Origin of the sequence: Mesorhizobium sp. B2-6-2, assembly GCF_006440615.1 — a bacterium.
Taxonomy (GTDB): domain Bacteria; phylum Pseudomonadota; class Alphaproteobacteria; order Rhizobiales; family Rhizobiaceae; genus Mesorhizobium.
Genome location: NZ_VFUG01000006.1, coordinates 102,015 through 126,380, shown reverse-complemented (window position 1 = coordinate 126,380; position 24,366 = coordinate 102,015). Strand labels below are relative to the sequence as shown.

General features: G+C 64.3%; 21 protein-coding genes. 11 read left to right on the top strand and 10 right to left on the bottom strand.

Features of this window, described 5'->3' with window-relative positions; all coding sequences use genetic code 11:
* The first annotated feature begins 52 nt into the window (after nucleotides 1-52).
* Nucleotides 53-1,273 (top strand): MFS transporter, encoded by a 1,221-nt coding sequence (locus FJ419_RS15035; RefSeq protein WP_140694172.1) that lies wholly within the window; start codon nucleotides 53-55, stop codon nucleotides 1,271-1,273.
* Between the two features lie 361 nt (nucleotides 1,274-1,634).
* On the opposite strand, the gene ribB is transcribed toward FJ419_RS15035, so the two are convergent.
* Together ribB and aroC are read right to left on the bottom strand one after the other, a co-directional pair.
* Entirely contained in the window at nucleotides 1,635-2,735 is a 1,101-nt protein-coding gene (gene ribB, locus FJ419_RS15030) for a 3,4-dihydroxy-2-butanone-4-phosphate synthase (RefSeq protein ID WP_140545701.1), read from the bottom strand.
* Between the two features lie 112 nt (nucleotides 2,736-2,847).
* A complete protein-coding gene (aroC, locus tag FJ419_RS15025) occupies nucleotides 2,848-3,948 on the bottom strand; it encodes a chorismate synthase (RefSeq protein WP_140694161.1) in 1,101 nt (366 codons plus the stop codon).
* A 208-nt stretch (nucleotides 3,949-4,156) separates the two neighbouring features.
* On the opposite strand from aroC, the gene FJ419_RS15020 reads away from it, so the two are divergent.
* Nucleotides 4,157-4,420 carry a DUF1344 domain-containing protein gene (locus tag FJ419_RS15020; protein ID WP_140545703.1) on the top strand — a complete coding sequence of 88 codons (264 nt, stop codon included), beginning with the start codon at nucleotides 4,157-4,159 and terminating at the stop codon, nucleotides 4,418-4,420.
* A 101-nt stretch (nucleotides 4,421-4,521) separates the two neighbouring features.
* On the opposite strand, the gene FJ419_RS15015 is transcribed toward FJ419_RS15020, so the two are convergent.
* The 4 genes from FJ419_RS15015 to FJ419_RS15000 all read right to left on the bottom strand — a co-directional run bounded on the left by FJ419_RS15015 (nucleotide 4,522) and on the right by FJ419_RS15000 (nucleotide 7,595).
* A complete protein-coding gene (locus FJ419_RS15015) occupies nucleotides 4,522-5,109 on the bottom strand; it encodes a histidine phosphatase family protein (RefSeq protein ID WP_140694148.1) in 588 nt (195 codons plus the stop codon).
* A 55-nt stretch (nucleotides 5,110-5,164) separates the two neighbouring features.
* Nucleotides 5,165-5,983, bottom strand: coding sequence for an enoyl-ACP reductase FabI (fabI, locus tag FJ419_RS15010; protein WP_140694145.1), 819 nt, complete (start codon nucleotides 5,981-5,983; stop codon nucleotides 5,165-5,167).
* A gap of 108 nt (nucleotides 5,984-6,091) precedes the next feature.
* Entirely contained in the window at nucleotides 6,092-7,018 is a 927-nt protein-coding gene (locus FJ419_RS15005) for a J domain-containing protein (RefSeq protein ID WP_140694138.1), read from the bottom strand.
* 115 nt (nucleotides 7,019-7,133) lie between these two features.
* Complete coding sequence (locus tag FJ419_RS15000; RefSeq protein WP_140694127.1) at nucleotides 7,134-7,595, bottom strand: RT0821/Lpp0805 family surface protein; 462 nt, start codon at nucleotides 7,593-7,595, stop codon at nucleotides 7,134-7,136.
* A 28-nt stretch (nucleotides 7,596-7,623) separates the two neighbouring features.
* Here FJ419_RS15000 and pdxH point away from each other — a divergent pair, with 28 nt between their 5' ends.
* A complete protein-coding gene (pdxH, locus tag FJ419_RS14995; protein WP_281405823.1) occupies nucleotides 7,624-8,250 on the top strand; it encodes a pyridoxamine 5'-phosphate oxidase in 627 nt (208 codons plus the stop codon).
* A 21-nt stretch (nucleotides 8,251-8,271) separates the two neighbouring features.
* On the opposite strand, the gene FJ419_RS14990 is transcribed toward pdxH, so the two are convergent.
* Together FJ419_RS14990 and FJ419_RS14985 are read right to left on the bottom strand one after the other, a co-directional pair.
* A complete protein-coding gene (locus FJ419_RS14990) occupies nucleotides 8,272-9,024 on the bottom strand; it encodes a crotonase/enoyl-CoA hydratase family protein (RefSeq protein WP_140694104.1) in 753 nt (250 codons plus the stop codon).
* A gap of 19 nt (nucleotides 9,025-9,043) precedes the next feature.
* A complete protein-coding gene (locus FJ419_RS14985) occupies nucleotides 9,044-10,813 on the bottom strand; it encodes an acyl-CoA dehydrogenase family protein (protein WP_140694092.1) in 1,770 nt (589 codons plus the stop codon).
* A 554-nt stretch (nucleotides 10,814-11,367) separates the two neighbouring features.
* Between FJ419_RS14985 and FJ419_RS14980 the strand changes: the two genes are divergently transcribed.
* On the top strand, nucleotides 11,368-11,604 hold the full coding sequence (locus FJ419_RS14980) for a hypothetical protein (RefSeq protein WP_140694088.1): 237 nt from the start codon (nucleotides 11,368-11,370) through the stop codon (nucleotides 11,602-11,604).
* A gap of 77 nt (nucleotides 11,605-11,681) precedes the next feature.
* Nucleotides 11,682-12,845, top strand: coding sequence for a glycoside hydrolase family 25 protein (locus FJ419_RS14975; protein ID WP_140694076.1), 1,164 nt, complete (start codon nucleotides 11,682-11,684; stop codon nucleotides 12,843-12,845).
* A gap of 39 nt (nucleotides 12,846-12,884) precedes the next feature.
* On the opposite strand, the gene FJ419_RS14970 is transcribed toward FJ419_RS14975, so the two are convergent.
* Complete coding sequence (locus FJ419_RS14970; RefSeq protein WP_348642816.1) at nucleotides 12,885-13,922, bottom strand: AraC family transcriptional regulator; 1,038 nt, start codon at nucleotides 13,920-13,922, stop codon at nucleotides 12,885-12,887.
* 51 nt (nucleotides 13,923-13,973) lie between these two features.
* Here FJ419_RS14970 and FJ419_RS14965 point away from each other — a divergent pair, with 51 nt between their 5' ends.
* The 6 genes from FJ419_RS14965 (at nucleotide 13,974) to FJ419_RS14940 (ending at nucleotide 22,972) form a co-directional block, all read left to right on the top strand.
* Entirely contained in the window at nucleotides 13,974-15,440 is a 1,467-nt protein-coding gene (locus FJ419_RS14965) for an alpha-glucosidase/alpha-galactosidase (protein ID WP_140694073.1), read from the top strand.
* A 105-nt stretch (nucleotides 15,441-15,545) separates the two neighbouring features.
* Nucleotides 15,546-17,627, top strand: coding sequence for an ABC transporter substrate-binding protein (locus FJ419_RS14960; protein WP_140694070.1), 2,082 nt, complete (start codon nucleotides 15,546-15,548; stop codon nucleotides 17,625-17,627).
* Nucleotides 17,628-17,738: 111 nt separating this feature from the next.
* Nucleotides 17,739-18,746, top strand: a complete 1,008-nt coding sequence (locus tag FJ419_RS14955) for an ABC transporter permease (protein WP_140694067.1) — start codon at nucleotides 17,739-17,741, stop codon at nucleotides 18,744-18,746.
* Nucleotides 18,747-19,901 (top strand): ABC transporter permease, encoded by a 1,155-nt coding sequence (locus FJ419_RS14950; protein WP_140694064.1) that lies wholly within the window; start codon nucleotides 18,747-18,749, stop codon nucleotides 19,899-19,901.
* Between the two features lie 9 nt (nucleotides 19,902-19,910).
* Nucleotides 19,911-21,581: an ABC transporter ATP-binding protein gene (locus FJ419_RS14945; RefSeq protein ID WP_140694061.1), complete on the top strand. Its 1,671-nt coding sequence runs from the start codon at nucleotides 19,911-19,913 to the stop codon at nucleotides 21,579-21,581.
* A 20-nt stretch (nucleotides 21,582-21,601) separates the two neighbouring features.
* On the top strand, nucleotides 21,602-22,972 hold the full coding sequence (locus FJ419_RS14940) for an alpha-glucosidase/alpha-galactosidase (RefSeq protein ID WP_140694058.1): 1,371 nt from the start codon (nucleotides 21,602-21,604) through the stop codon (nucleotides 22,970-22,972).
* Nucleotides 22,973-22,981: 9 nt separating this feature from the next.
* Here FJ419_RS14940 and purD read toward each other — a convergent pair whose 3' ends face one another.
* Entirely contained in the window at nucleotides 22,982-24,262 is a 1,281-nt protein-coding gene (purD, locus tag FJ419_RS14935; protein ID WP_140694055.1) for a phosphoribosylamine--glycine ligase, read from the bottom strand.
* Between the last annotated feature and the right edge of the window lie 104 nt (nucleotides 24,263-24,366).

Sequence of the window (24,366 nt, the reverse complement as noted above, 5' to 3'; positions counted from 1 at the left end):
TCATACGCAGCGTATGTAATTCTAGTATGCACCGTTGTCGAGGAGCAGGATCATGCGAAACCCTTATTCGGACATCTTTCGGGCTCCCGGCACGAAAGGCTTCGCCGCGGCGGCTTTCATCGCGCGCTTGCCGATCGCCATGGCCCCGATCGGCATCGTGGCGATGCTGTCGCAGACGCATGGCGAATACTGGCTGGCCGGCGCCGTCTCGGCGACCTATGCGCTGGTCAACGCTTTCCTGTCGCCGCAAGTGTCGCGGCTGGTGGACCGACGTGGCCAGACGGCGATCGCAGCACCCATGACGCTCGTCTCGGTGCTTTCCTTCGCGACATTGATCGTCGCGGCCAACCAGCACTGGCCGATCTGGACCTTGTTCGGGTCGGCGCTACTTGCCGCCGCCATGCCCAGCATCCCGGCGCTGGTCCGGGCGCGCTGGACCGAGATCTTCCGCGACCGGCCGGAGCTCAACACGGCGTTTGCCTTCGAATCGGCCGCTGACGAGTTGGTCTATGTCGCCGGCGCCTCGCTGTCGGTGGGCTTGAGCGCGGCACTCTTCCCGGAAGCCGGGATGGTCGTCAGCACGTTGCTGCTTGCGCTCGGCTCGGCGGCATTCCTGCTGCAGCGCTCGTCCGAGCCGCCGGTCCGCCCGGCGGAACATGGCGCGACCGGGTCGGCGATCCGCCTGCGGCCGGTGCAGATCATCACCTTTGCGCTGATCTTCGTCGGCGCGACCTTCGCCACCACGGAAGTGACGACGGTGGCGATCACCAAAGAGCTCGGCCAACCTGAGGCGGCGAGCCTCGTCATCGGCGTCTATGCGCTGGGATCCTTCGTGCTCGGCATCATCGTCGGCGCGCTCAGCCTTAAGGCGCCGCTGCAGCGGCAACTGGCGGTGGCGGTCACCGTGATCGCGCTCACCACCTTGCCACTGCTCTTCGCCGACACCGTGCCGACGCTGGCGCTCGCGGTCTTCGTCAGCGGCGTCGCGATCTCGCCGACCTTCATCACCGCCTTCGGCCTGATCGAACGCCACGTGCCGGCGGCGATGCTGACCGAAGGCGTTACCTGGGTGACGACCGGCATCGGCATCGGCATGGCGCTGGGCTCCTTCGCCGCCGGCTGGATGGTCGACAATTTCGGTCCGCAGAACGGGTTCTGGGTTTCGGTGGCTGCTGGAGGGATCGCCTTGGCTACCGTGCTCGCCGGCCAACGCCGGCTGGCGACGGATGATTGCGATGTGGACAGGGGCGAGGCGGTGGTTCCGGCGGAGTGACGGTTATCCGGCTACGGTCAGCGCAGACGTTGGTAGTTGGCCGGAGCCTCCGCGACATCGTCATCCACGGGCGGAGCGACGCGAAGCGGAGCGCAGACCCGAGGATCCATTCCGCGACCTTGATCGTAGAGCGCAGCGGAGCAGAATTCTGCACCGTTGCAACGCTTCGAAATCACGGAATGGATCCTCGGGTCTGCGCGCGTCGCTTCGCTCCTTGCTCCGCCCGTGGATGACGACGTCGCGGAGGCTTCAGCCAATCGCCTCCGTCGCGAAGGCTCCGCCTCCGTCGCAGAGGCGCCGGCCAATCAGCAACGCCGGCGGGCTGCCGCCAGGACCTCCGGTGCGTCAGTCTTTCAACAGACTACAGAATTTCCGTCTTGGCGATGTGAATCCCAAATCCTTCGAGGCCGACATAGTGGCGCTCGCGCGAGGCGATCAGGTTGATCGAGGAGATGCCGAGGTCCTTCAAAATTTGAGCGCCGAGGCCGATCTCGCGCCATTCGTTCTCGCGGCGGCGGGCTTCCTCATGGTCCTCGCGCTCGCCGCTCGCGGGCCGCTTGCGCTCCTGATGGGCGACACCGACCGAGCCTTCACGCAGGTAGACGATGACGCCGCGCCTGCGCTCGCCCATCGCCTTCATGATGCCGTCGAGCCGGTGGCTGGTGCCGAAGACGTCGGTGACGACATCCTCCGAATGCAGCCGTACCGGCACCTCTTCGCCATCGCGGATATCGCCGAAGACGACCGCGAGATGGTGCATGGAATCCCAAGGCAGCGTGTAGGTGAAGGCCTGCGCCTTGCCACCGGGCGTGTCGATGTCGGAGCAGGCGACGCGTTCGACCAGCGTCTCCTTGCGCTGCCGATAGGCGATGAGGTCGGCGACGGAGACCTGCTTCAGCCCATGTTCCTCGGCGAAGGCCTGCACTTGCGGCCCGCGCTTGACCGTGCCGTCGTCATTGACCAGTTCCGAGATGACGCCGACCGGCGGCAGACCGGCGAGCTTGCAGAGATCGACTGCGGCTTCCGTATGTCCGGAGCGCATCAAGACGCCGCCTTCGCGCGCGATCAGCGGGAAGATGTGGCCGGGGCGCACGAAATCGGACGGGCCGACATTGCCATTGGCAAGGTTGCGCACGGTGAGCGTGCGGTCGTCGGCGGAAATGCCTGTTGTCGTGCCATGCTTGAAATCGACGCTGACGGTGAAAGCGGTGGTGTGCGCGGAATCGTTGTCCGCCACCATCGGCGCGAGGTTCAGCCGCCTCGCGTCCTCGCGCAGCATCGGCGTGCAGACGATGCCGGAGGTGTTGCGTACGATGAAGGCCATCTTCTCCGGCGTGCAGTGGACGGCGGCGACGATCAGGTCGCCCTCGTTCTCGCGCCCGTCATCGTCCATGACGACGACGATCTCGCCGCGCTCGAAGGCACGGATCGCTTCGACGATCTTCTTCTGGTCGTATGGCATCGGCGCTCGCTTCGCTCGCAGGCAGTAGGCAGTAGGCAGTAGGCAGTAGGCAGTAGGCAGTAGAAGAAAGAAAACGGCTGTGTCGGGCGGTCTACTGCCTAATCGCTACTGCCTACTCCCTTCCTGTCTGTCCTCTATGCCGCAGATAATGATCGGCGACCGCGCAGGCAACCATGGCTTCGCCGATCGGCACGGCGCGGATGCCGACACACGGATCGTGGCGGCCCTTGGTCATCACCTCGACATTCTTGCCGTCCTTGTCGATCGACTGGCGCGGGGTCAGGATCGAGGAGGTCGGCTTGACGGCGAAGCGGGCGACGATCGCCTGGCCGGTCGAGATGCCGCCCAGTATGCCGCCGGCATGGTTGGACAGGAACACCGGCTTGCCGTCATTGCCCATGCGCATCTCGTCGGCATTCTGTTCGCCGGTGATGCGGGCCGCCTCGAAACCATTGCCGATCTCGACGCCCTTGACGGCGTTGATCGACATCAGGCCGGACGCGATGTCCTGGTCGAGCTTTGCATAGATCGGCGCGCCGAGGCCAGCCGGCACGCCGTCGGCGACGATCTCGATCACCGCGCCGACCGAGGAGCCGGCTTTGCGGATGCCGTCGAGATAGGCGGTGAAGACCGGGACCGAGGCGGGATCCGGGGTGAAGAACGGGTTTTCGGCGTCGCCGACGAAATTCCAGTTCCAGTTGGCGCGGTCGATGGATTTTTCGCCCATCGACACCAGCGCGCCGCGCACCGTCACGCCGGGCACTATCCTGCGCGCCAGGGCGCCCGCCGCCACTCTGGCCGCCGTCTCGCGCGCCGAGGAGCGGCCGCCACCGCGGTGGTCGCGCAGGCCGTATTTGACGTCATAGGTGTAGTCGGCATGGCCCGGCCGGTATTGGCGGGCGATCTCGCCATAGTCCTTGGAGCGCTGGTCTACATTCTCGATCAGCATCGACACCGGTGTGCCGGTGGTGATCATCGTCTCGCCGTCCTCATCGAGGATGAAGCCGGACAGGATCTTGACCTCGTCCGGCTCGCGGCGCTGGGTGACGAAGCGCGACTGCCCGGGGCGGCGGCGGTCGAGCTCGGCCTGGATATCCTCGCGCTTGAAGCGGATGCCGGGCGGGCAGCCATCGACAACGCAGCCGAGCGCGGCGCCATGGCTTTCACCCCAGGTGGTGACGCGGAAGAGATGGCCGAATGTGTTGTGAGACATGAGAATACGCCCTGCCCCGGTGAGGGAACCCGGTTAAGGCTGCCTTCTATTGGCGTTTTCCACAGTGGTCAAACGCTGATCGGGTGTGCATCAAACTGTGATGTGGCGGATTTAGTTTTGACACATTCGGTTGGTTTCTGCTCTTTTCCCATCCGCCGTTGAGGACCCGCCGCTGACAAGCCGGCGCAATGACCTAAAGAGGACGACGATGCGTACCCTGATTGGCGCGGCCTGCGCCATGTTGCTGATTTCCACCGCCGCCGCGTTCGCCGGCCAAACCGAAGGCCTGATCAAGAAGGTCGACAAGGACACGCTGACGCTGACGCTCGACGACGGCAAGGCCTACAAGCTCAACGCCGAGACCGATATCGACTCGCTGAAGCCCGGCATGGACATCGTCATTGCCTATGACGTGGCCAATGGCGAGAATGTCGTGACCGATATGCAGTTGCCCGACAGCGACCAGAACTAATCTTTCGAGTTAGAGGCTGGAGCGTCCGTGTTTCGTCATTCTAGGGTCTGCGCGCGTCGCTTCGCTCCTGCTTCGCCCTAGAATGACGAAGCGGAGTGCCTTCAAAGCCACTCCAGGCTGCGGCCCTCCAGCCGCAGCAGGCGGTCCTGGGGGATTTCGAGGCTGGCGGCCTCCTGCTTGGAAATGCCGGTGACCAAGCGGAAGAAGCAGCGCATGACGCCGCCATGGGTGACGCAGACGGTCGGCTGGCGCAGCGCGTCCAGCCACGGCTTGATCCGCTCGAGCAGCATCTCGTAGCTTTCGGCGCCCTCGCCCGGCGGCTGGAAATCCCATTTGGCGTGGCGGCGGCCGTCGGTTGAACCGGGGGCACGTTGCTCGAGCTCGGCGAAGGTGAAGCCCTGCCAGTCGCCGAAACTTATCTCCACCAGGCGCGGATCGGTGCCGTAGGCGGAGGGATCGAGCCCGATCGCGGCGCGCATCCGCTCCATCGTCTCGCGCGTGCGCCGCATCGGGCTGGCGACAAAGTCGAAATCCGCAGGATTTCTGATGAGTTCCGCCAGCCGCAGGCCGTTCTGTGCCGCCTGTTTGCGGCCGAGCGCGTTGATGTCGGTGTCGGCCTGACCCTGCAGTCGGTGCTCGGCATTCCACTCGGTCTGGCCGTGACGCGCGATGTAGACGAGCGGATACATCAGGTCTTCCAAGGTCGGGCCAGGGCCTGGGACGAAGGATAGGCGAAGGTAAGGATCAGTCTTTGACGGTCGAGATATCCGGCGCGTCGACCGCCTTCATGCCGACAACATGGTAGCCGGAATCGACATGATGGACCTCGCCGGTCACGCCGCGCGACAGGTCCGACAGGAAATAGACGCCGGAATCGCCGACCTCTTCCTGGGTAACCGTCTGCTTCAGCGGCGAATTGTACTCGTTCCACTTCAGGATATAGCGGAAATCACCGATGCCGGAGGCGGCCAGCGTCTTGATCGGACCGGCCGAGATTGCGTTGACGCGGATTTTCTTGGCGCCGAGGTCGACGGCGAGATAGCGAACGCTGGCCTCCAGCGCCGCCTTGGCGACGCCCATGACGTTGTAATGCGGCATCACCTTCTCGGCGCCGTAATAGGTCAGCGTCAGCAGCGAGCCGCCATCGGTCATCAGCGGCTCGGCGCGCTTGGCGATGGTGGTGAAGGAATAGACCGAAATGTCCATGGTGCGCAGGAAATTGTCGCGCGTCGTCTCGACATAACGGCCCGTGAGCTCGTCCTTGTCGGAAAAGGCGATGGCGTGGACGAGGAAGTCGAGCTTGCCCCAGTGCTTGGCGATGTCGGCGAAGACCGCGTCGAGGCTATCCGGGTCGGTCACGTCGCAATGGCCCGCGACATGCGCGTTGAGCTCGGCCGCCAGCGGCTCGACGCGCTTCTTGAAGGCTTCGCCCTGATAGGTCAGCGCGATTTCGGCGCCATGGTCGGCGCAAGCCTTGGCGATGCCGAAAGCGATCGACCGATTGTTCGCGACGCCGAGGATCAGGCCCCGCTTACCGGCCATCAGGCCCTGTCCACCCGCCATGTGCAAGCTCTCCGCAAGAATATCTGCTTTGTGGAGAGCCCTATCGCACAGGCACAAAGCCCCTTCAAGCGCCCAAAGGACACTGTAACAGGAACAAAATTCCCTCAATCAGCCTTTTTGGCGGCGCATCAAGGCCTCGAGCTCGGCATCGCCGCCTTCCGGCAGCATCAGCCGCACATGGGCATAGAGATCGCCATGGCCGCCTGCCTTTTCCGGCAGGCCCCTGCCCTTGAGGCGCAGCACCTTGTCCGAGCTTGACCATGCGGGCACGTTGACCGCGAGCTTGCCGGTCGGCGTCTCGACCGCCACTTTGGCGCCGAGCACCGCATCGGCCAGATCGACGGGAAGATCGACATGCAGGTCGCGGCCTTCGATGCGGTAGCGCGAATGGCGGCGGATATGGATCTTGACCAGCGCATCGCCAGGCTGGCCTGGACCCTGCTCGCCCTGGCCCTTCAAGCGGATCGTCTGGCCATCCTCGACATAGGCCGGCAGCTTGACCGCCACCTTGCGGCCGTCGGGGAACATCGCCGTCACCTTATCGGCGGTGGCTGCCTCCTCGACACTGATATCCATAGTGACGTTGAGGTCAGCGGCCTGGACCGGCTGACGGCGGTCGGCCCGGCCGGCGCCGCGGGCGCCGGAGAAGGCATCGCCAAAAATCTGGCTGAAGATGTCGCTGTTGCCGTCGAACGGATCGCCGCCCGGGCGCCCGCTGCGAAATTCGAAATGCGCGCCGCCGGGGCCTTGCTGACGGCGGAATCCGGCGAACGGATCGCCGCCGGCCGCGCCTTCAAAGCCCTGGAATTTAGGCTTGCCGTCGGCGTCGATCTCGCCGCGATCGTAGGCGGCGCGCGTCTTCTCGTCGCCGACGATCTCGTAAGCCTGGTTGGCGGCGGCGAAACGGTCCTTCGCCTTCGGATCATTCGGATTCTGGTCCGGATGATATTTCTTGGCGAGCTTGCGGTAAGCCGATTTTATGTCCTTGGCCGATGCGTTCTTGGCAACGCCCAGCACCTCATAGGGGTCGCGCATGCTTCCTGCCTGCAAGAGAGAACGGATTTGTAGTCGCCCCCTATATGCGCTCGCATAGGAAGAAATTCCAGTGGCGCAAGGGCAATTGGCACCCGAAAATCAGAGTGCCGGACAATCAGAGCGCCTTGAATTCCTGCATGCGCCAGCCGCCGGCTTCGGCCAGGCACAGCTCGCCCTTGTAGAGTGCGACACCGTCGAAGCTCTCGCGCGTGGCGCTGAAGCGGCGGCAGGTCAGGCCGCCATCCTTCAGTTCCACCAGTTCGGTGATCGCGCCGCGGGACCCGGTTCCGGCATTGGCCCATGGCAGCGCCTGGCCGCCAAGCTCCTTCACGTCGGCGGAGGAAACGGCGTTGCCGATGGTGGTCTGGTCGGAGTCCTTGTCGGCCGCCGCGGCAGCCGGCGACGACGGCGCGCTGGAGGTGATGATCGAGCGGTCGACGTCGGCCTTTTCGAGGCTGAAGCCGCCGGCACCGCAAGCGGCAAGCGGTAGCGCCAACGTCACGACCACAGCCTTGACGCTGGCAGAAGCGATAACGCCCCATTGCCTGCTGTCAAAAGCTTGCGCGATACGCGACAATCGGCCAACTCCTCCCGCAACGGTAAAAATTCGGAAAACTATGAACGAAACTGAGTTAACAAGCAGTGACTTCACCGAGGCTGCGGAGCCGTTCAGACTCTTTGCCGCATGGCTGGAGGACGCCACCAAAAGCGAGCCCAACGATCCCAACGGCGTAGCGCTGGCAACCGTCGACGCCGACGGCATGCCGGATGTGAGAATGGTGCTGCTCAAGGGATTCGACGAAAAGGGATTTGTCTTCTACACGAATTTCGAGAGCGCCAAGGGCCGCGAGATTCTTGGCAGCATGAAGGCGGCGATGTGCTTCCACTGGAAATCGCTGCGCCGCCAGGTGCGCATACGCGGGCCGGTGGAGATCGTCAGCGACGCCGAGGCCGACGCCTATTACGCGACACGCCCGCGCGGCAGCCGCATCGGCGCCTGGGCCTCGAAACAGTCGCGGCCGCTGGAAAGCCGGTTCGCACTGGAGAAGGCGGTGGCCGAATACACGGCGCGCTACGCCATCGGCGAGATCCCGCGCCCGAAACATTGGTCGGGCTTCCGCATCCTGCCGCAGACGATCGAGTTCTGGCAGGATAAGCCGTTCCGCCTGCACGACCGCATCCTTTTCTCGCGCAACGCCGCCGGCTGGGACAAGACGCGGCTTTATCCCTGAACGGTACCGCAGGCGAAGGGCTCAGCCCTTCTTGCGCGTCATGAACGCAGTCAGCGCCGCGCGCGCCTCGTCCGACTTGAGCCGCTCGCGGAAATGTTCGCTTTCGACCTCGATGCGGGCGGTCAATTCCTCGCGCGGCGCGCGCATCAGGTCGCGCGCGATCTTCAGCGCCTGCGGCGGCTTGGCCGCGATGTCGTTGGCGGCGGCCAACACCGCGCTTTCGAGGGAGCCTTCCGCGACGACATCGTAGATCATACCGGCGGCCTTGGCGCGCTCGGCCGAAAAGCCTTCGCCGAGGCCGAGCAGCGCGAAGGCGCCCTGCCGGCCGAGGAGCCGCGGCGCGATCAGGCTGGAGCCGGCTTCCGGCACCAGGCCGAGATCGACGAAGGGCGTGCGAAAGAGCGTTCGCGGCGTGGCGAAGGTCAGGTCGCAATGCAAATTGAGTGTGGTGCCGATGCCGACAGCGATGCCGTCGACGCCCGACACCATCGGCTTTTCGGCCTTGGCCAGCGCCATCAGGAAATCCCAAACCTCGTTGCCGCCCTCGCCGCCTGTGGCGATGACCAGGAACTCGGCTAAGTCGTTGCCGGCGGAAAAGGCGCCTGGAACGCCGAGGAAGACATGGACGCGGACCGCCGGATCGGCATCGCCTTCGGCGAGCGCCGCCGACATTTTCGCATACATGGCGCGCGTCAGCGCGTTCTTCTTGTCCGGGCGGTTGATGCGGATGATCTGCACGGCGCCCTGGCGCTCGACGAGGATGTGGTCTGTCATGATTTTTTCCTTGTGAACGTCAAGCGGAAATCAGTTGCTTGCCGGCGGCGGCGAGGCTCTCGGCGCCGTCGACGACACGCTCCTTCAGGGCGCGCGTCTCGCCGAGCAGGTTTTCGGCGAAGAAGCGGCAAAGTGCGACGCGGCCGCGGTCGGCCAGCCCGCCTTGCGCCAGATAGGCGCCGCCGGCGGCGAGCGAGATCAGGCGCAGATAGGGCGTGGCGCCGGCCATCACGGCGTCGGTCTTGCCATCGGCCGTGAGCTTCTGCAGGAAACGCGTCGCCTCATCGAGATCGGCAAGCGCACGGTCGAGATTGTCGGCAGTGCGGCCGAAACCCTCAATGTTGGAGGTGCGCACCGCATCGGCCACCGCTTTCAACTCGCCGATATAGGAATGCACATGCTCGCCGCCGCCGAGCGGCAGCTTTCGCGCCACAAGATCGATCGCCTGGATGCCGTTGGTGCCTTCATAGATCGGCGCGATGCGCGCGTCGCGATAAAGCCCTGCGGCACCTGTTTCCTCAATGAAGCCCATGCCGCCATGCACCTGGACACCCAGCGAGGCGACCTCGACGCCGACATCGGTCGAGAACGCTTTAGCAAGCGGCGTCAGCAGGTTGGCGCGGTCGCGCCAATTGGCGGCGGCCTCGCCCTCGCCGACGCGCGCGCGGTCGATGGCGTGGGCGCAGGAATAACTGATCGAGCGGGCGATCTGGGTCAGCGCCTTCATGGTGAGCAGGTTGCGCTGTACATCGGGGTGATGGACGATCGGCGCCATGCCTGAGCCGGAATAGGCGGAAGCCTTGCCCTGGCGGCGCTCATTGGCATAGGCGATCGCCTTCTGGGTGGCGGCCTCGGCCACGGCCACGCCCTGCATGCCGACGGCAAGGCGGGCGTTGTTCATCATGGTGAACATGCAGGCCAGACCCTTGTTCTCCTCGCCGATCAGCCAGCCGATGGCGCCGGGTGTGGCGCCCTGAAAACCGTCGCCATAGATCATGGTGCAGGTCGGCGAGGCATGGATGCCGAGCTTGTGCTCGAGGCCGGAACAGAAGACGTCGTTGCGGGCGCCGAGCGAACCGTCGTCGTTGACGAAAAGCTTCGGCACCAAAAACAGCGAGATGCCGCGCGTGCCGGCCGGCGCGTCGGGCAGCCTGGCCAGCACCAGATGCACGATGTTGTCGGTGAAATCGTGCTCGCCATAGGTGATGAAGATTTTTTGGCCGAAGATGCGGTAGGTGCCGTCGCCTACGGGCTCCGCGCGGCTGCGCAAGGCCGCGAGGTCCGAGCCCGCCTGCGGCTCGGTCAGGTTCATCGTGCCCATCCACTCGCCGGAGACGAGTTTTGCGAGGTATTTGGCCTTGAGTTCCTCCGATGCGTGTTTGTCGAGCGCCTCGACCGCGCCCATGGTCAGCGTCGGGCCGATGCCGAAGGCCATGGCGGCGGAGTTCCACATTTCGAGCGCGGCGACGCCGAGCATCGTCGGCAGGCCCTGGCCGCCGAATTCTTCCGGACCCGACAGCGCGTTCCAGCCGCCTTCGATCCAGCGCCGGTAGAGTTCCTTCCAGCCGGGCGGCGTGGTGACGGCAGCGCCCTTCAGCACCGCACCTTGCTCGTCGCCGATCTTGTAGAGCGGAGCGACCTCCTCGCTGGCGAAACGGCCCGCCTCGGCCAGGATAGCGTCGACAAGGTCCTCGCCGAGATCGCCGAAAATGCCGGCGTCCAGCGCCGGCTTCAGCCCCGCCACCTGCTTCAGCGTGAAGGCTATGTCCTCGACCGGCGCGCGATACATGTCTGCTCCTCCCATTCCGGCCGAGCGTAGGCGCATGGCCGAAGCGAAGCCATCCACCTTTGGGCCGGCCTCCCGCCTTCTTTTTACGTAAACGTCAACTTTTGTCACGCGGATTTTGCGAGACTTCATCATCACGGGCGGAACGGGGGCGCAGCCCGACGATGGGTCCGACGATCGCTTCGAGCAAGCGTCAAGGTTCGAGACAATTTGCGCCCAACAAAGCGAATCGCAGACTTGGAGATTAGCCGCAGCGCCCGAGCTTCGTCATCCACGGGCGGAGCGGGAGCGAAGCGGACGCGTAGACCCGAGGATCCATTGGCCTTGGGCGTGGAATGCAGCGGAGCAGAATCCTGGATCGTCGAAACGCCTCAACGTCACGGAAAGGATTCTATGGTCTGCGCGCGTCGCTTCGCTCCTTGCTCCGCCATAGAATGACGAAATCGCGAAGGTCATGGCCAATCTCAGGGCTGCAATTACCACTCAAAACTTCTAAGATGAGCTACATCCGGCTGGTATGATCCGCCGATTGCAGCGCAAAGTGAACCCGACATCCCATGCTTGCCAGACCCGACGCCTATCGCTGCATCGAATGCGGGCTGCCCTACCGGGCGCCGGGCTTCCACTACTATCACGGCATGATCGAGGAAGGCCCCGCCTACTGGACCGATTGCGGCCTGTTGTGCTCGCCGCAATGCTCTCTCGCGCATCACAAGAAGCGCAAAACCGAAGGCACGCTGCCGCAGGAGCCGGCGCCCGATCCATTCGAGGTTCCGTCGCTCTTCAGGCGCTGACGCCTTCGCGTTTTTGAAAGCACTTCCTTAACCATGGCGGTTCAGGATCGTTCCCTGGTCAGTGGGGGACACCCTGATTGAAAAAGCCGGCGCGCCCTCTTCGCCGCCTGGCGCTTCTCGCGGCGGCGATTGCGCTGGGCACGGCGGCAAAGGCCTCGGATTTCTCCGAGCCATGGAAGAATGCCGACCGCCCGCTGGTCATCGACGCCTACGAATACAATTCGATCGACTGGAGGCAGCTGGTCACCGACAAGCGCATCGCCGGCTTCATCAACAAGGCGTCCGACGGGCTGCCGCCGCCCTATTTCTGCTTCGGCGCCGAAGCCGACGTCAAACTCTGCAAGGCGCAGTGGAAGCGCTATGCGGTGACGCGCGAATTGTTCCAGACGCGCAAGGTGGTGGCCAAGGCGCTTGGCCTGAAATGGGGCGCCTATCACCTGGCGCGGCCTGGCAACCCGGTCGAGCAGGCCAATAATTTCATCGATTTCGCCGAGCCGGCGCCCGACGAGCTGATGGCCCTCGACATCGAAGGCATCGATGCAACGCAATGGATGTCGCTGGAGGATGCGGAAGAATTCGTGCGCCAGGTGCATCGCCGCCTCGGCCGCTTCCCGGTGCTCTATGTCAACGGCAAGACCGCCCAGTATATCGCCGACAACCGCTACCAATATCGGCTCCTGTCGCGGCTGCCGCTCTGGTATGCCCGCTACAAGCCGGACATCGACGTGCATTTCCCGATGGGCAACTGGCAGGGCTACGCGCTCTGGCAATTCTCGGCGCACACCAATTGCGGCCGCTTCCGTTGCCCCTACCGCGTGCCCGGCACGCCCAACGACATCGACGTCAGCGTCGCGCCGATGAGCGCGGACGAGCTGCGCCGGCAATGGGCCTTTGGCGGCCTGCTCGACGTGCCGGCCGACTACCTCGCCTCGATCCCGGTGCCGGTTTCGCGCGAAAGAGCCCTCGCGGGCAAGGTCACCATCACCTATGCCGATGTTGCGACGCCGCCGACCGTCGAGGAGATGGTCGCCGTGCTCGGCGCGCGCTGGGAGAAATTCCGCGACGGGTTCCGGATGCCGGTGGTGAAGACGGTGCCGCGACGTGCCGGCTTCGGCATCGCGCAATATGTCGCCTGGAAACGCTCCGGACAGCGCACGCCCGAGCAGATAGACGCGGCCTTCGCCGCTGCCGCCGATCCGGTCAGCACCGCCTCGACGGCGCTCGACAGCGCCAAGCGCTGACTTCTTCCAAGAGCCGACTTCTTCCAGGAGCCGAGGACATCAACGATGGTTGCCCAGGCTGGCATACATGCCGGTGGTGCGAAACTGCGTCGGATTGATGCCGTAACAGCGGCGAAAGACCTTGGAGAAGTAGTTCGCGTCCTCGAAGCCGCACAGCACCGCGACTTCCTTGACCGGGAGGAAATCGGCCTTGGTCAGGAGTTTCGCCGCCCGCTGCAGACGCTGCTGCAGCACGAATTCGGCCGGCGGCAATCCTTCGCTCTCGGCGAAGCAGCGCGAGAAATGGGCGCGGCTGAGGCCGCTGATTCCGACCAGCTCCGCCACCGGCAGCGGCTTGTCGAGATTGGCGTTGATGTGGTCGATGACCGGCTGCATTGCGCTCTGTTTCTCGGTGAAGGCGTGCGAGCCGAAGACGTCGTCATAAAGCGCCATTGCCGCCTCATAGGCGATCGCCGAGGCCGCACCTGGCGAAGCGGCGCCCTTGATCAGCCGCAGGCTGCAATCGGCAAGGTGATCGATGGTCGCCGGCTGCAGCCGCAACACCGGGCCCGAGACGCTGAGGATGGATTTGTGGATGCGCAGCGCCTCCTCGCCATTCATCGAGATCCAGAAATATTCCCAGCGGTCGCTCTTGGCCAACCAGTAGCGATGATTGTGCGGCACCAGAACCAGCAGCGTGTCGTTCGCCTGCAGGCGGTAATTGCGGCTCTCGTAGCGCAATTGACCGGTGCCGCTGATCGTATGCTGGAGCACGGTGAACGGGGTCTGGCCGCGCTTCCTGCCGTCCCAGTCATATGCCTCGTCCTCGCGCAGTTCATAGCCCGTGCTGGTCGGCATGGCATGCAGGCGCTGGCGGCCGCGCGGCAGCGAGATCGTCCGCATCAGCTTTCCGTTGGCGATCAGGTCCCGCAGCACAAAATTACCCTCGAAAGCATAATCCTTCTCTGGCCCCGTCGGCGAATAAGCGCATAATCCGGCTCTCAAGAACGCGAGAGACCCGCGGTCGAGGAGCGGGCGGGAGGAGAAAGAGCCGGATTTCCGGCTTTGGATGGCATGCGCGCTGCTGCGCGCGGCCATGTTCTCTCCTTTGCTCCTTGCCTAGCATTCGATTGGATCGAGGTGAAGGTGATGAGTTTCAAAATCGCTATTATCGGCGCCGGCAGCGTCGGATTCACCAAGAAGCTGTTCACCGACATTCTGTGCGTGCCGGAGTTCAAGGATATCGAATTCGCGCTGACAGATGTCAGCGAGCACAATCTGGCGATGATCAAGGCGATCCTCGACAGGATCGTCGAGGCGAACAAGTTGCCGACCAAGGTGACGGCGACCACCAACCGCCGCGAGGCGCTGGAGGGCGCGCGCTACATCATCAGCTGCGTGCGCGTCGGCGGGCTCGAAGCCTATGCCGACGACATCCGCATCCCGCTGAAATACGGCATCGATCAATGCGTCGGCGACACGATCTGCGCCGGCGGCATTCTCTACGGCCAACGCAACATTCCGGTGATCCTCGACTTCTGCAAGGATATAAGGGAGGTCGCCGCCACCGGTGCCAAGTTCCTCAACTACGCCAACCCGATGGCGATGAACACCTGGGCCGCGATCGAATACGGCAAGGTCGACACGGTCGGCCTCTGCCACGGCGTTCAGCATGGCGCCGAGCAGATTGCCCAGGTGCTCGGCGCGAAGTCGCCCAAGGAGCTCGACTATGTCTGTTCCGGCATCAACCACCAGACCTGGTTCATCGAGCTCAGGCTGAACGGCCGGCCGATCGGCAAGGACGAATTGATCTCCGCCTTCGAGGCGCATCCGGTCTATTCGAAGCAGGAAAAGCTTCGCATCGACGTGCTGAAGCGTTTTGGGGTCTATTCGACCGAAAGCAACGGCCATCTGTCGGAATATCTGCCCTGGTATCGCAAGCGTCCCGACGAGATCGCGCGCTGGATCGACATGTCCGACTGGATCCATGGCGAGACGGGCGGCTACCTGCGCTACTCGACCGAAACCCGCAACTGGTTCGAGACGGAATATCCGCAATTCCTCGAAGCGGCCTCGAAGCCGATCGACCTGGCAAAACGCTCGAACGAACACGCCAGCCACATCCTCGAGGCGCTCGAGACCAACCGCGTCTATCGCGGCCATTTCAACGTCAAGAACAACGGCGTGATCACCAACCTGCCGCAGGACGCCATCATCGAATCGCCCGGCTTCGTCGACCGTTTCGGCATCAACATGGCCGCCGGCATCACCTTGCCGGAAGCCTGCGCGGCCACCTGCATGGCTTCGATCAACGTCCAGCGCATGTCGGTGCATGCCGCGATCGCCGGCGACATCGACCTGTTGAAGCTCGCCGTGCTGCACGATCCGCTGGTGGGAGCCGTGTCGACGCCGGAAGAGGTCTGGCAGATGGTGGACGAGATGGTCGTCGCGCAGGCTCAATGGCTGCCGCAATATGCGCATGCCGTTCCGGCGGCAAAGGAGCGGCTTTCGAAATCCAAGGTCAAGACGCGTGAATGGGCGGGCGCGGCGCGGCGCAGCGTGCGCTCGATCGAGGAATTGCGCGCCGAGAAGGCGGCGCTGAAACAGGCCGGCTGAGACCGGGACAAGCAGCCGGACCTGCAGGAGGCAGGTCCCGTCGGAATGAGCCGTCCCGAACAAGAGGCGGGCAACAGCAGACATCCAAACATCTGGGAGGAGACTATGAGGAACCTGCATAGAATTGGCATCGCCGCCGGGCTGATGCTCAGCGTTTCAGTCCACGCACTCAACGCTTTCGCGTCCGAACCGACAGTGCCGCCGCAGCCGGCGACATTCCCGGCCGAAGGCAAGATCCACTATGTGGCGCGCGACTCCATCCTGGAGTTCAAGGCGCTGCCCGAATATCACGAGCCGGACTGGGTGACGGAGAAATACGTCAAGACCGGCAAGCTGCCGCCCGTCAAGGACAGGCTGCCCAAGGAGCCGCTGGTCTTCAAGACCGGCAACATGCCCGACGGCATTGGCGTCTATGGCGACACGATGCGCCACGTCATCGGCGGCAGGCCGGAAGGCTGGAACTACGGCGCCGGCCAGACGCAAGGCTGGGGCGGCATCGATATCGGCCTGTCCGAATGCCTGACGCGCACGGCGCCGCTGTTCCAGGTCGAGGCCAAGGATACCGAGCCGCTGCCGAACCTCGCCAAGAGCTGGGACTGGTCTAGCGACGGCCACAAGCTCACCATGCATCTGATCGAAGGCGCCAAATGGTCCGATGGCGCGCCCTTCAACGCCGACGACGTCATGTTCTACTGGGATGACGAGGTCGTCGATCCCAACGTCTCGCCGCTGAACGGCGCCACGCCAGAGACTTTTGGGGTCGGCACGACGCTGAAGAAGGTCGACGACTACACCGTCGAGTGGACTTTCAAGGAGGCGTTCCCGCGACAATATCTCTATGCGATGGCCTACGGCACCTTCTGTCCCGGCCCTTCGCATATCCTGAAGCCGCAGCATGCGAAATATTCGAAGAACACCTACGATCAGTTCAAGAATGCCTTCCCGCCGGACTATATGAACATGCCGGTGATGGGCGCCTGGGTGCCGGTCGAATACCGGCCGGACGATATCATCGTCTTGCGGCGCAATCCCTACTATTGGAAGGTCGACGAAAAGGGCAACCAGCTGCCCTATCTCAACGAGCTGCAATACAAGCTTTCGACCTGGGCCGACCGCGACGTCCAGGCGGTGGCGGGCTCGGGCGACTTCTCGAACCTTGAGCAGCCCGAGAATTTCGTCGCCTCGCTGAAGCGCGCGGCCGACTCGAACGCGCCGGCCCGGCTTGCCTTCGGCCCGCGTCTCATCGGCTACAATCTGCGCATGAATTTCTCCGCCAATGGCTGGGGCAACCCGGACGAGCGCGGCCAGGCGGTGCGTGAATTGAACCGCAACGAGGACTTCCGCAAGGCGGTGACCATGGCGCTCGACCGCAAGGCGCTGGGCGACTCGCTGGTCAAGGGTCCGTTTACCGCCATCTATCCGGGCGGCTTCTCGTCGGGCACCAGCTTCTATGACCGCAAGTCGACGGTCTACTATCCGTTCGATCTCAAAGGCGCCAAGGCCGAGCTTGCCAAGGCCGGGCTGAAGGACACCGACGGCGACGGCATCGTGAACTTCCCGGCCGGCACCGCCGGCGGCAAGAACGTCGAGATTGTGATGCTGGTCAACAACGACTACACCACCGACAAGAGCCTTGCCGAAGGCGTGGTCGCGCAGATGGAAAAGCTCGGGCTGAGGGTCGTGCTCAACGGGGTCAACGGAACGCAGCGCGACGCCATCCAATATTCCGGCCGTTTCGACTGGCTGATCCGGCGCAACGAGACCGAGCTGACCTCGGTGGTGCAAAACACCGAGCAGCTTGCTCCCGTCGGCCCGAAGACCAGCTGGAATCACCGCGCGCCGGAAAGCGGCGAGGTCGACCTGATGCCCTTCGAGAAGGACCTCGTGGACATCGTCAACAAGTTCGTGACGACGCAGGACAACGACCAGCGTGCCGACCTGATGCGAAAGTTCCAGAAGATATCGACCGAGCATGTCTACAATGTCGGGCTGACCGAGTATCCGGGCGCGCTCATCATCAACAAGCGCTTCTCCAACATCCCGCAAGGCACGCCGATCTACATGTTCAACTGGGCCGAGGATTCGATCGTCCGCGAACGTGTCTTCGTCGCCGCCGACAAGCAGGCGAAGCACGAATTGTATCCGGAGGAGCTTCCCGGCAAACCGGGTGACAAGGGTCCGATGTAAGGTTTACCTCCCCTGACGAAAAGACGTCCGGCCGCGCCGCGGCGCGGCCGGACAACGAAACCTCCGAACGCACCCCAGGGAGCGACCGGCCAGAAAGGAAGCTGACCGCCCATGCTGCGATTCCTGCTTATGCGCATAGCGTCGGCGCTTCCCGTCCTCGCCATCTTGAGCCTCGTCACCTTCGCCATCATCCAGGCGCCGCCCGGCGACTATGCGGATTACATCCGCTCGCAGCTGATCAACCAGGGCGGCGCTTCCTACGCCGAGGCTGAAGCGCAAGCCCAGGCCTACCGCGTCGAGCATGGCCTCGATAAGCCGCTGCCCGTCCAGTACCTCAACTGGATCGGCGGCATCGTCACCCGCGGCGATTTCGGCTACAGCCTCTACTACAACAAGCCCGTGGCCGATGTGGTGGGCGAGCGCCTGCCGCGCACCTTGCTTCTGGCGCTGGTCTGCCATCTGCTCGCCTCGGTGCTCGGCATCAGCTTCGGCATATGGGCGGCGACGCGGCAGTATTCCTGGATCGACTCGACACTTTCGGCGATCTCGTTCCTCGGCATGACGGTGCCGCGCTTCCTGATGGCGCTGATCATCGTCTATCTCTTGGTCTTCCAGTTCAACGTCTCCGAGATCGGCTCGTTCTTCTCGCCGCAATATGGCGGCGCGCCCTGGTCGTGGGCGAAGCTCGTCGACCTCATCAAGCATGTCTGGCCGGTTGTGGCGATCGCGACCTTCGGCGGCCTCGCCTACAATATGCGCGTCATGCGCGGCAATCTGCTCGACACGCTCAACGCACAATATGTCGAGACGGCCAAGGCCAAGGGCCTGACCGGTGGCGCCGTGGTCATGCGGCACGCCGTGCCCAACGCGCTGCATCCGCTGGTGATGTATCAGGGCGTGGTGCTGCCCTATATGCTCACCGGCGAGATCGAGACGGCGATCATCTTCGCGCTGCCGACCGTCGGCCCGGCTATCGTCGGCTCGATGGCGGTGGGCGACGTCTATGTCACGGCGACCTTCATGATGGTGCTGTCGGCGACGCTGATCGTCGGCAACATCATCGCCGACATGTTGCTGGTCCTGCTCGACCCGCGCATCCGCCAGTTCGGGGAGCGCTAGATGCTGGCCCGCGATCCCTTACCCCCGCCCCCATCCCTTACGCCCTTGCCGGCCGAAAGCGTCCCGGTGGCCGAAGCCGCGCATGGCAATGAGAGCTACATCGCGCTCGTCTGGCGCCGGCTGAAGCGTTCGTGGACCGGCATGGCCGGGCTTTGCCTGGTCGCGCTCTTGCTTGTCATGGCGGTGTTCGCCGAATTCCTGGCGCCGATGGATCCCAAGGCGACCGACGTCGCCTTCGCGCCGCCGCAACTGCCCGCCTTCCACGACAAGGACGGCAATCTTGTCGCGCGGCCGCGGGTCTATGCGCTGGCCGATTCGGCCGATCTCGATCCGGTCACCTTCCAGCCGATCGTCGGCCCCGACTACGACCATCCAAGGCTACTCGGCTTCTTCGTCGAAGGCGCGCCCTACAGGCTTCTCGGTCTCGTCCCGGCGAACCGGCATTTCTTCGCCTCGATGGACGGCCAGCCGGTGCATTTCCTCGGCACCGACAAGTTCGGCCGCGACGTGCTGTCGCGCGCCATATACGGCTCGCGCGTGTCGCTGGTGATCGCGCTGACGGTGGTCTTCATCATCACGGTCATCGGCACCAGCGTCGGCATGATCTCCGGCTATTTCGGCGGCAAGTTCGATGTCTGGATGCAGCGCTTCGTGGAACTTGTGCTCGCCTTCCCGCAATTGCCGCTTTATCTGGCGCTGACGACGCTGATCCCGGTCACCGCGCCGACCAATGTCTTCCTCGCCTTCGTCATCATCGTCATGTCGGCGCTGGGCTGGGCGCAGATGTCGCGCGAGGTGCGCGGCAAGACGCTGGCGCTGGCGCGGATCGACTATGTGCGCGCCGCCATGGCGGTCGGTGCCACCGACCGGCGCATCATCATGCAGCACATCTTCCCCAATGTGATGAGCCATGTGATCGTCGCCGTGACGCTGGCGATCCCGACGGTGGTGCTGCTCGAATCCTTCCTCGGCTTCCTCGGTTTCGCGGTGAAGCCGCCGCTGATCTCCTGGGGCCTGATGCTGCAGGACACGGCGACCTATTCGGTCATCGGCACCTATCCCTGGATCCTGTCGCCGGTCGGCTTCGTGCTGATCACCGTCTTTGCCTTCAACGCGCTGGGCGACGGCCTGCGCGATGCCATCGATCCTTATTGAGGTGGCCGGATGACGACGATCGCGCTCGCAGACTCCCTCGCGCCGGCCGTCCGGCTCGACCATGGCGGACGCCATGACCAACCCGTCATCGACGCCCGCAACATCGAGGTCGCGTTCAAGGTCGAGCACGGCACCGTCGAGGCGGTCAAGGACGTCTCCTTCCAGATCTATAGCGGCGAGACTATCGCGATCGTGGGCGAATCCGGCTCCGGCAAGTCGGTGACGGCGCGCACCGTCATGGGGCTGCTGTCCAGGCGGGCAACCGTCTCGCCGCGATCGAGCGTCGAATATCTCGGGCAGAACATCCTGAAATTCCCCGAGAGCGCCCGGCGCAAGCTGCGCGGCAACCGCATCTCGATGATCTTCCAGGAGCCGATGAGCTCGCTCAACCCGATCTATACGGTCGGCAGCCAGATCGTCGAGGCGATCCGGGTGCATCGCAAAGTCGGCCGCAGACAAGCCTGGGCGCGCGCGCTCGAGCTTCTACGGCATGTCCAGATCCCCGAGCCGGAGGCAAGGCTCAAGCAGTATCCGCATCAGCTGTCGGGCGGTCAGCGGCAGCGGGTGATGATCGCCATGGCCTTGGCCAACGAACCCGACGTGCTGATTGCCGACGAGCCGACCACGGCGCTCGACGTCACGGTGCAGGCGCAGATCCTGAACCTGATCCGCAACCTGCAGAAGGAACTGAGGATGGCGGTGATCCTGATCACCCACGATCTCACCGTGGTGCGCAAGTTCTCCGACTACGTCTATGTCATGCAGCATGGCGAAATGCGCGAGCACAACGTCACCGAGCGGCTGTTCGCCGATCCGCGGCACCCTTACACGCAGCGGCTGCTCGCCTCCGAGCCGCGCGGCCGCCCGCAGCCGCTGCCGGAGGGCAGCGGCACCATCCTCGAGGCGAACGGCGTGCGCGTCTGCTTCATGCTGCGCCACGGCTCGTTCCTCAAGCCGGACTGGCGCGAGCTGGTCGCGGTCGACGACCTCGACCTGAAGCTTTGCCGTCACGAGACGCTGGGACTGGTCGGCGAATCCGGCTCCGGCAAGACCAGCTTCGGCCAGGCGCTGATCAGGCTGGCCGACGCCAAGCGCGGCGAGATCCGCTTCGACGGCCAGCCGATCCAGAACTTCTCGCGCACCGAGATGCGGCCGCTGCGCTCGCGCATGCAGGTCGTCTTCCAGGATCCGTTCTCCTCGCTCAACCCGCGCATGACGATCGGCCAGATCATCGAGGAAGGCCTGGTCGTCAACAGGCTGGGCGCGACGCGGCGCGAGCGGAACGAGCGGGTGCGCGAGGCGCTGGTCAGCGCCGGCATGCCCGGTAACATCCTGTCGCGCTTCCCGCACGAGTTCTCCGGCGGCCAGCGACAGCGCATCGCGATCGCGCGCGCCATCGCGCTGGAGCCCGAATTCATCCTGCTCGACGAGCCGACTTCGGCGCTCGACCTTTCGGTGCAGGCGCAGATCATCGACCTGTTGCGCAAGCTGCAGGACGAGCGCGGCCTGAGCTATCTGTTCATCTCGCACGACCTCAAGGTGGTGCGGGCGCTCTGCCACCGCGTCATCGTCATGCAACACGGCAAGATCGTCGAGCAGGGGCCCGTCGACGAGGTCCTTTCCAATCCCAAGACCGCCTACACCGAACGGCTCGTCAGGGCCGCTTTCGACGTGGCTTAGAAGTGCCGGAGGTTTTTACAGTGGCAAAGAATCCCAGGATCACGTTCATCGGCGCCGGCTCGACGGTGTTCATGAAGAACATCGTCGGCGACGTGCTGCAGCGGCCAGCGCTGTCGGGCGCCACCATCGCATTGATGGACATCAACCCGCAGCGGCTGGAAGAAAGCGCCGTCGTCGTCAACAAGCTGATCGCGACGCTCGGCGTCAAGGCGAAGGCCGAGACCTATTCCGACCAGCGCAAGGCGCTGAAGGGCGCCGACTTCGTCGTCGTCGCCTTCCAGATCGGCGGCTACGAGCCCTGCACCGTCACCGATTTCGAGGTGCCGAAGAAATACGGCTTGCGCCAGACGATCGCCGACACGCTCGGCGTCGGCGGCATCATGCGGGGCCTTAGGACCGTGCCGCATCTATGGAATATCTGCGAGGACATGCTCGCGGTCTGCCCGGAAGCGATCATGCTGCAATATGTCAACCCGATGGCGATCAACACCTGGGCGATCGCCGAGAAATATCCCACGATCAAGCAGGTCGGGCTCTGCCACTCGGTGCAGGGCACGGCGATGGAACTGGCGCACGATCTCGACCTTCCCTATGAGGAGATCCGCTACCGCTCGGCCGGCATCAACCACATGGCGTTTTATCTCAAGTTCGAGCATCGCCAGCCGGACGGCACCTACCGCGACCTTTATCCCGACCTTGTGCGCGCCTACCGCGAGGGTCGTGCGCCAAAACCCGGCTGGAACCCGCGCTGCCCGAACAAGGTGCGCTACGAGATGCTGACCCGGCTCGGCTATTTCGTTACCGAAAGCTCGGAGCATTTCGCCGAATACACGCCCTATTTCATCAAGGACGGCCGACCCGACCTGATCGAGAAATACGGCATTCCGCTCGACGAATATCCGAAACGCTGCATCGAGCAGATCGAGCGCTGGAAAGGCCAGGCGGAGGCCTACCGCTCGGCCGAGCGGATCGAGGTCGAGCAATCCAAGGAATATGCATCCTCGATCATGAATTCGGTCTGGACTGGCGAGCCGTCGGTGATCTACGGCAATGTGCGCAACAATGGCTGCATCACCTCGCTGCCTTTCGACTGCGCGGCGGAAGTGCCGTGCCTTGTCGATGCCTCCGGCATCCAGCCCACTTACATCGGCGAATTGCCGCCGCAGCTGACGGCGCTGATCCGCACCAACATCAATGTGCAGGAGCTGACGGTGCGGGCGCTGATGAGCGAGAACCGCGAGCACATCTACCACGCGGCGATGATGGACCCGCACACGGCGGCCGAGCTCGACCTCGATCAGATCTGGTCCTTGGTCGACGACCTGCTTGCCGCTCACGGCGACTGGCTGCCGGCCTGGGCGCGAGGCCGGCGCAAGAGCGCGGCCGCCTGAATTCCGGGACTACGCGCCGGCCTTCTCGCGCTCGACGGCGCGCCAGCCGATGTCGTGGCGGTAAAAGCCTTGCGGCCAGTCGATCTGGTCGATCGCCGCATAGGCCTTGGCCTGCGCCTCGCCGACGGCCTTGCCGAGCGCGGTGACGTTGAGCACACGGCCGCCATTGGCGACCAGCGCGCCGCCATTGATGGCGGTGCCGGCATGGAAGACCTGGACGCCCTCGCCTTCCGCCTTGTCGAGACCACGGATGACGGAGCCCTTTTCCGGCGTGCCGGGATAGCCCCTGGCCGCCATCACGACGGTCAACGCCGTCTCGTCGCTCCAGCGGACCGACATATGCGCGAGCTGGCCGTCGACGGCGGCGTTGAGCAGGACGAGCAGGTCGTCCTTCAGCCGCATCATGAGCACCTGGCATTCGGGATCGCCGAAGCGGGTGTTGTACTCGATCAGCTTGGGGCCCTGGTCGGTGATCATCAGGCCGGCGAAGAGGATGCCGGCGAAGGGCGCGCCGAGATTGGCCATGCCGCGCATGGTCGGCTCGACGATCTCGCGCATGGTGCGCTCGGTCATCTCCGGCGTCATCACCGGTGCCGGCGAATAGGCGCCCATGCCGCCGGTGTTCGGCCCGGTATCGCCGTCGCCGACGCGCTTGTGGTCCTGCGCGGTGCCGAAGGGGAGCGCGGTAGCGCCGTCGCACAGGCAGAAGAAGCTTGCCTCCTCGCCGGTCAGATATTCCTCGACCACGACCTCGGCGCCGGCCGCGCCGAAGGCGCCGTCGAAGCAGGCTTCGAGCGCGGCGATCGCCTCGTCCAGCGTCATGGCGATGGTGACGCCCTTGCCGGCGGCGAGCCCGTCGGCCTTGATGACGATCGGCGCGCCGGTCTTCTCTACATAAGCCTTTGCGGAGGCGAGATCGCTGAAGCGGCCATAGGCGGCGGTCGGGATGTTGAACTTGGCGCAAAGATCCTTGGTGAATCCCTTCGAGCCCTCGAGCCGCGCCGCCGCCTTGGAGGGACCGAAGACGCGGATGCCCCAGGCGCGCAGATCGTCGGCGATGCCGGCGACCAGCGGGCCTTCCGGGCCGACCACGACGAGGTCGATCTTCTTCTCCTGGCAGAAGAAGGCGACGGTGGAATGGTCGGCGACGTCGAGCTTGACCTGTTCGGCGATGCGGCCGATGCCCGGGTTGCCGGGCGAGGCGTAGAGCTTCGTCAGCAGCGGCGAGGCGGACATCTTCCAGGCGAGCGCATGTTCGCGGCCGCCCGAGCCGAGAAGAAGAACGTTCATGGCCACCTCTTGCTGATCGTCTCCCTAAACCCGCTATTGGTCCGCGGGCGACGGGTCAAGGAGTCTTGGCATTTTGGCGGCAATTGCGCACGGGAACGTGGGCC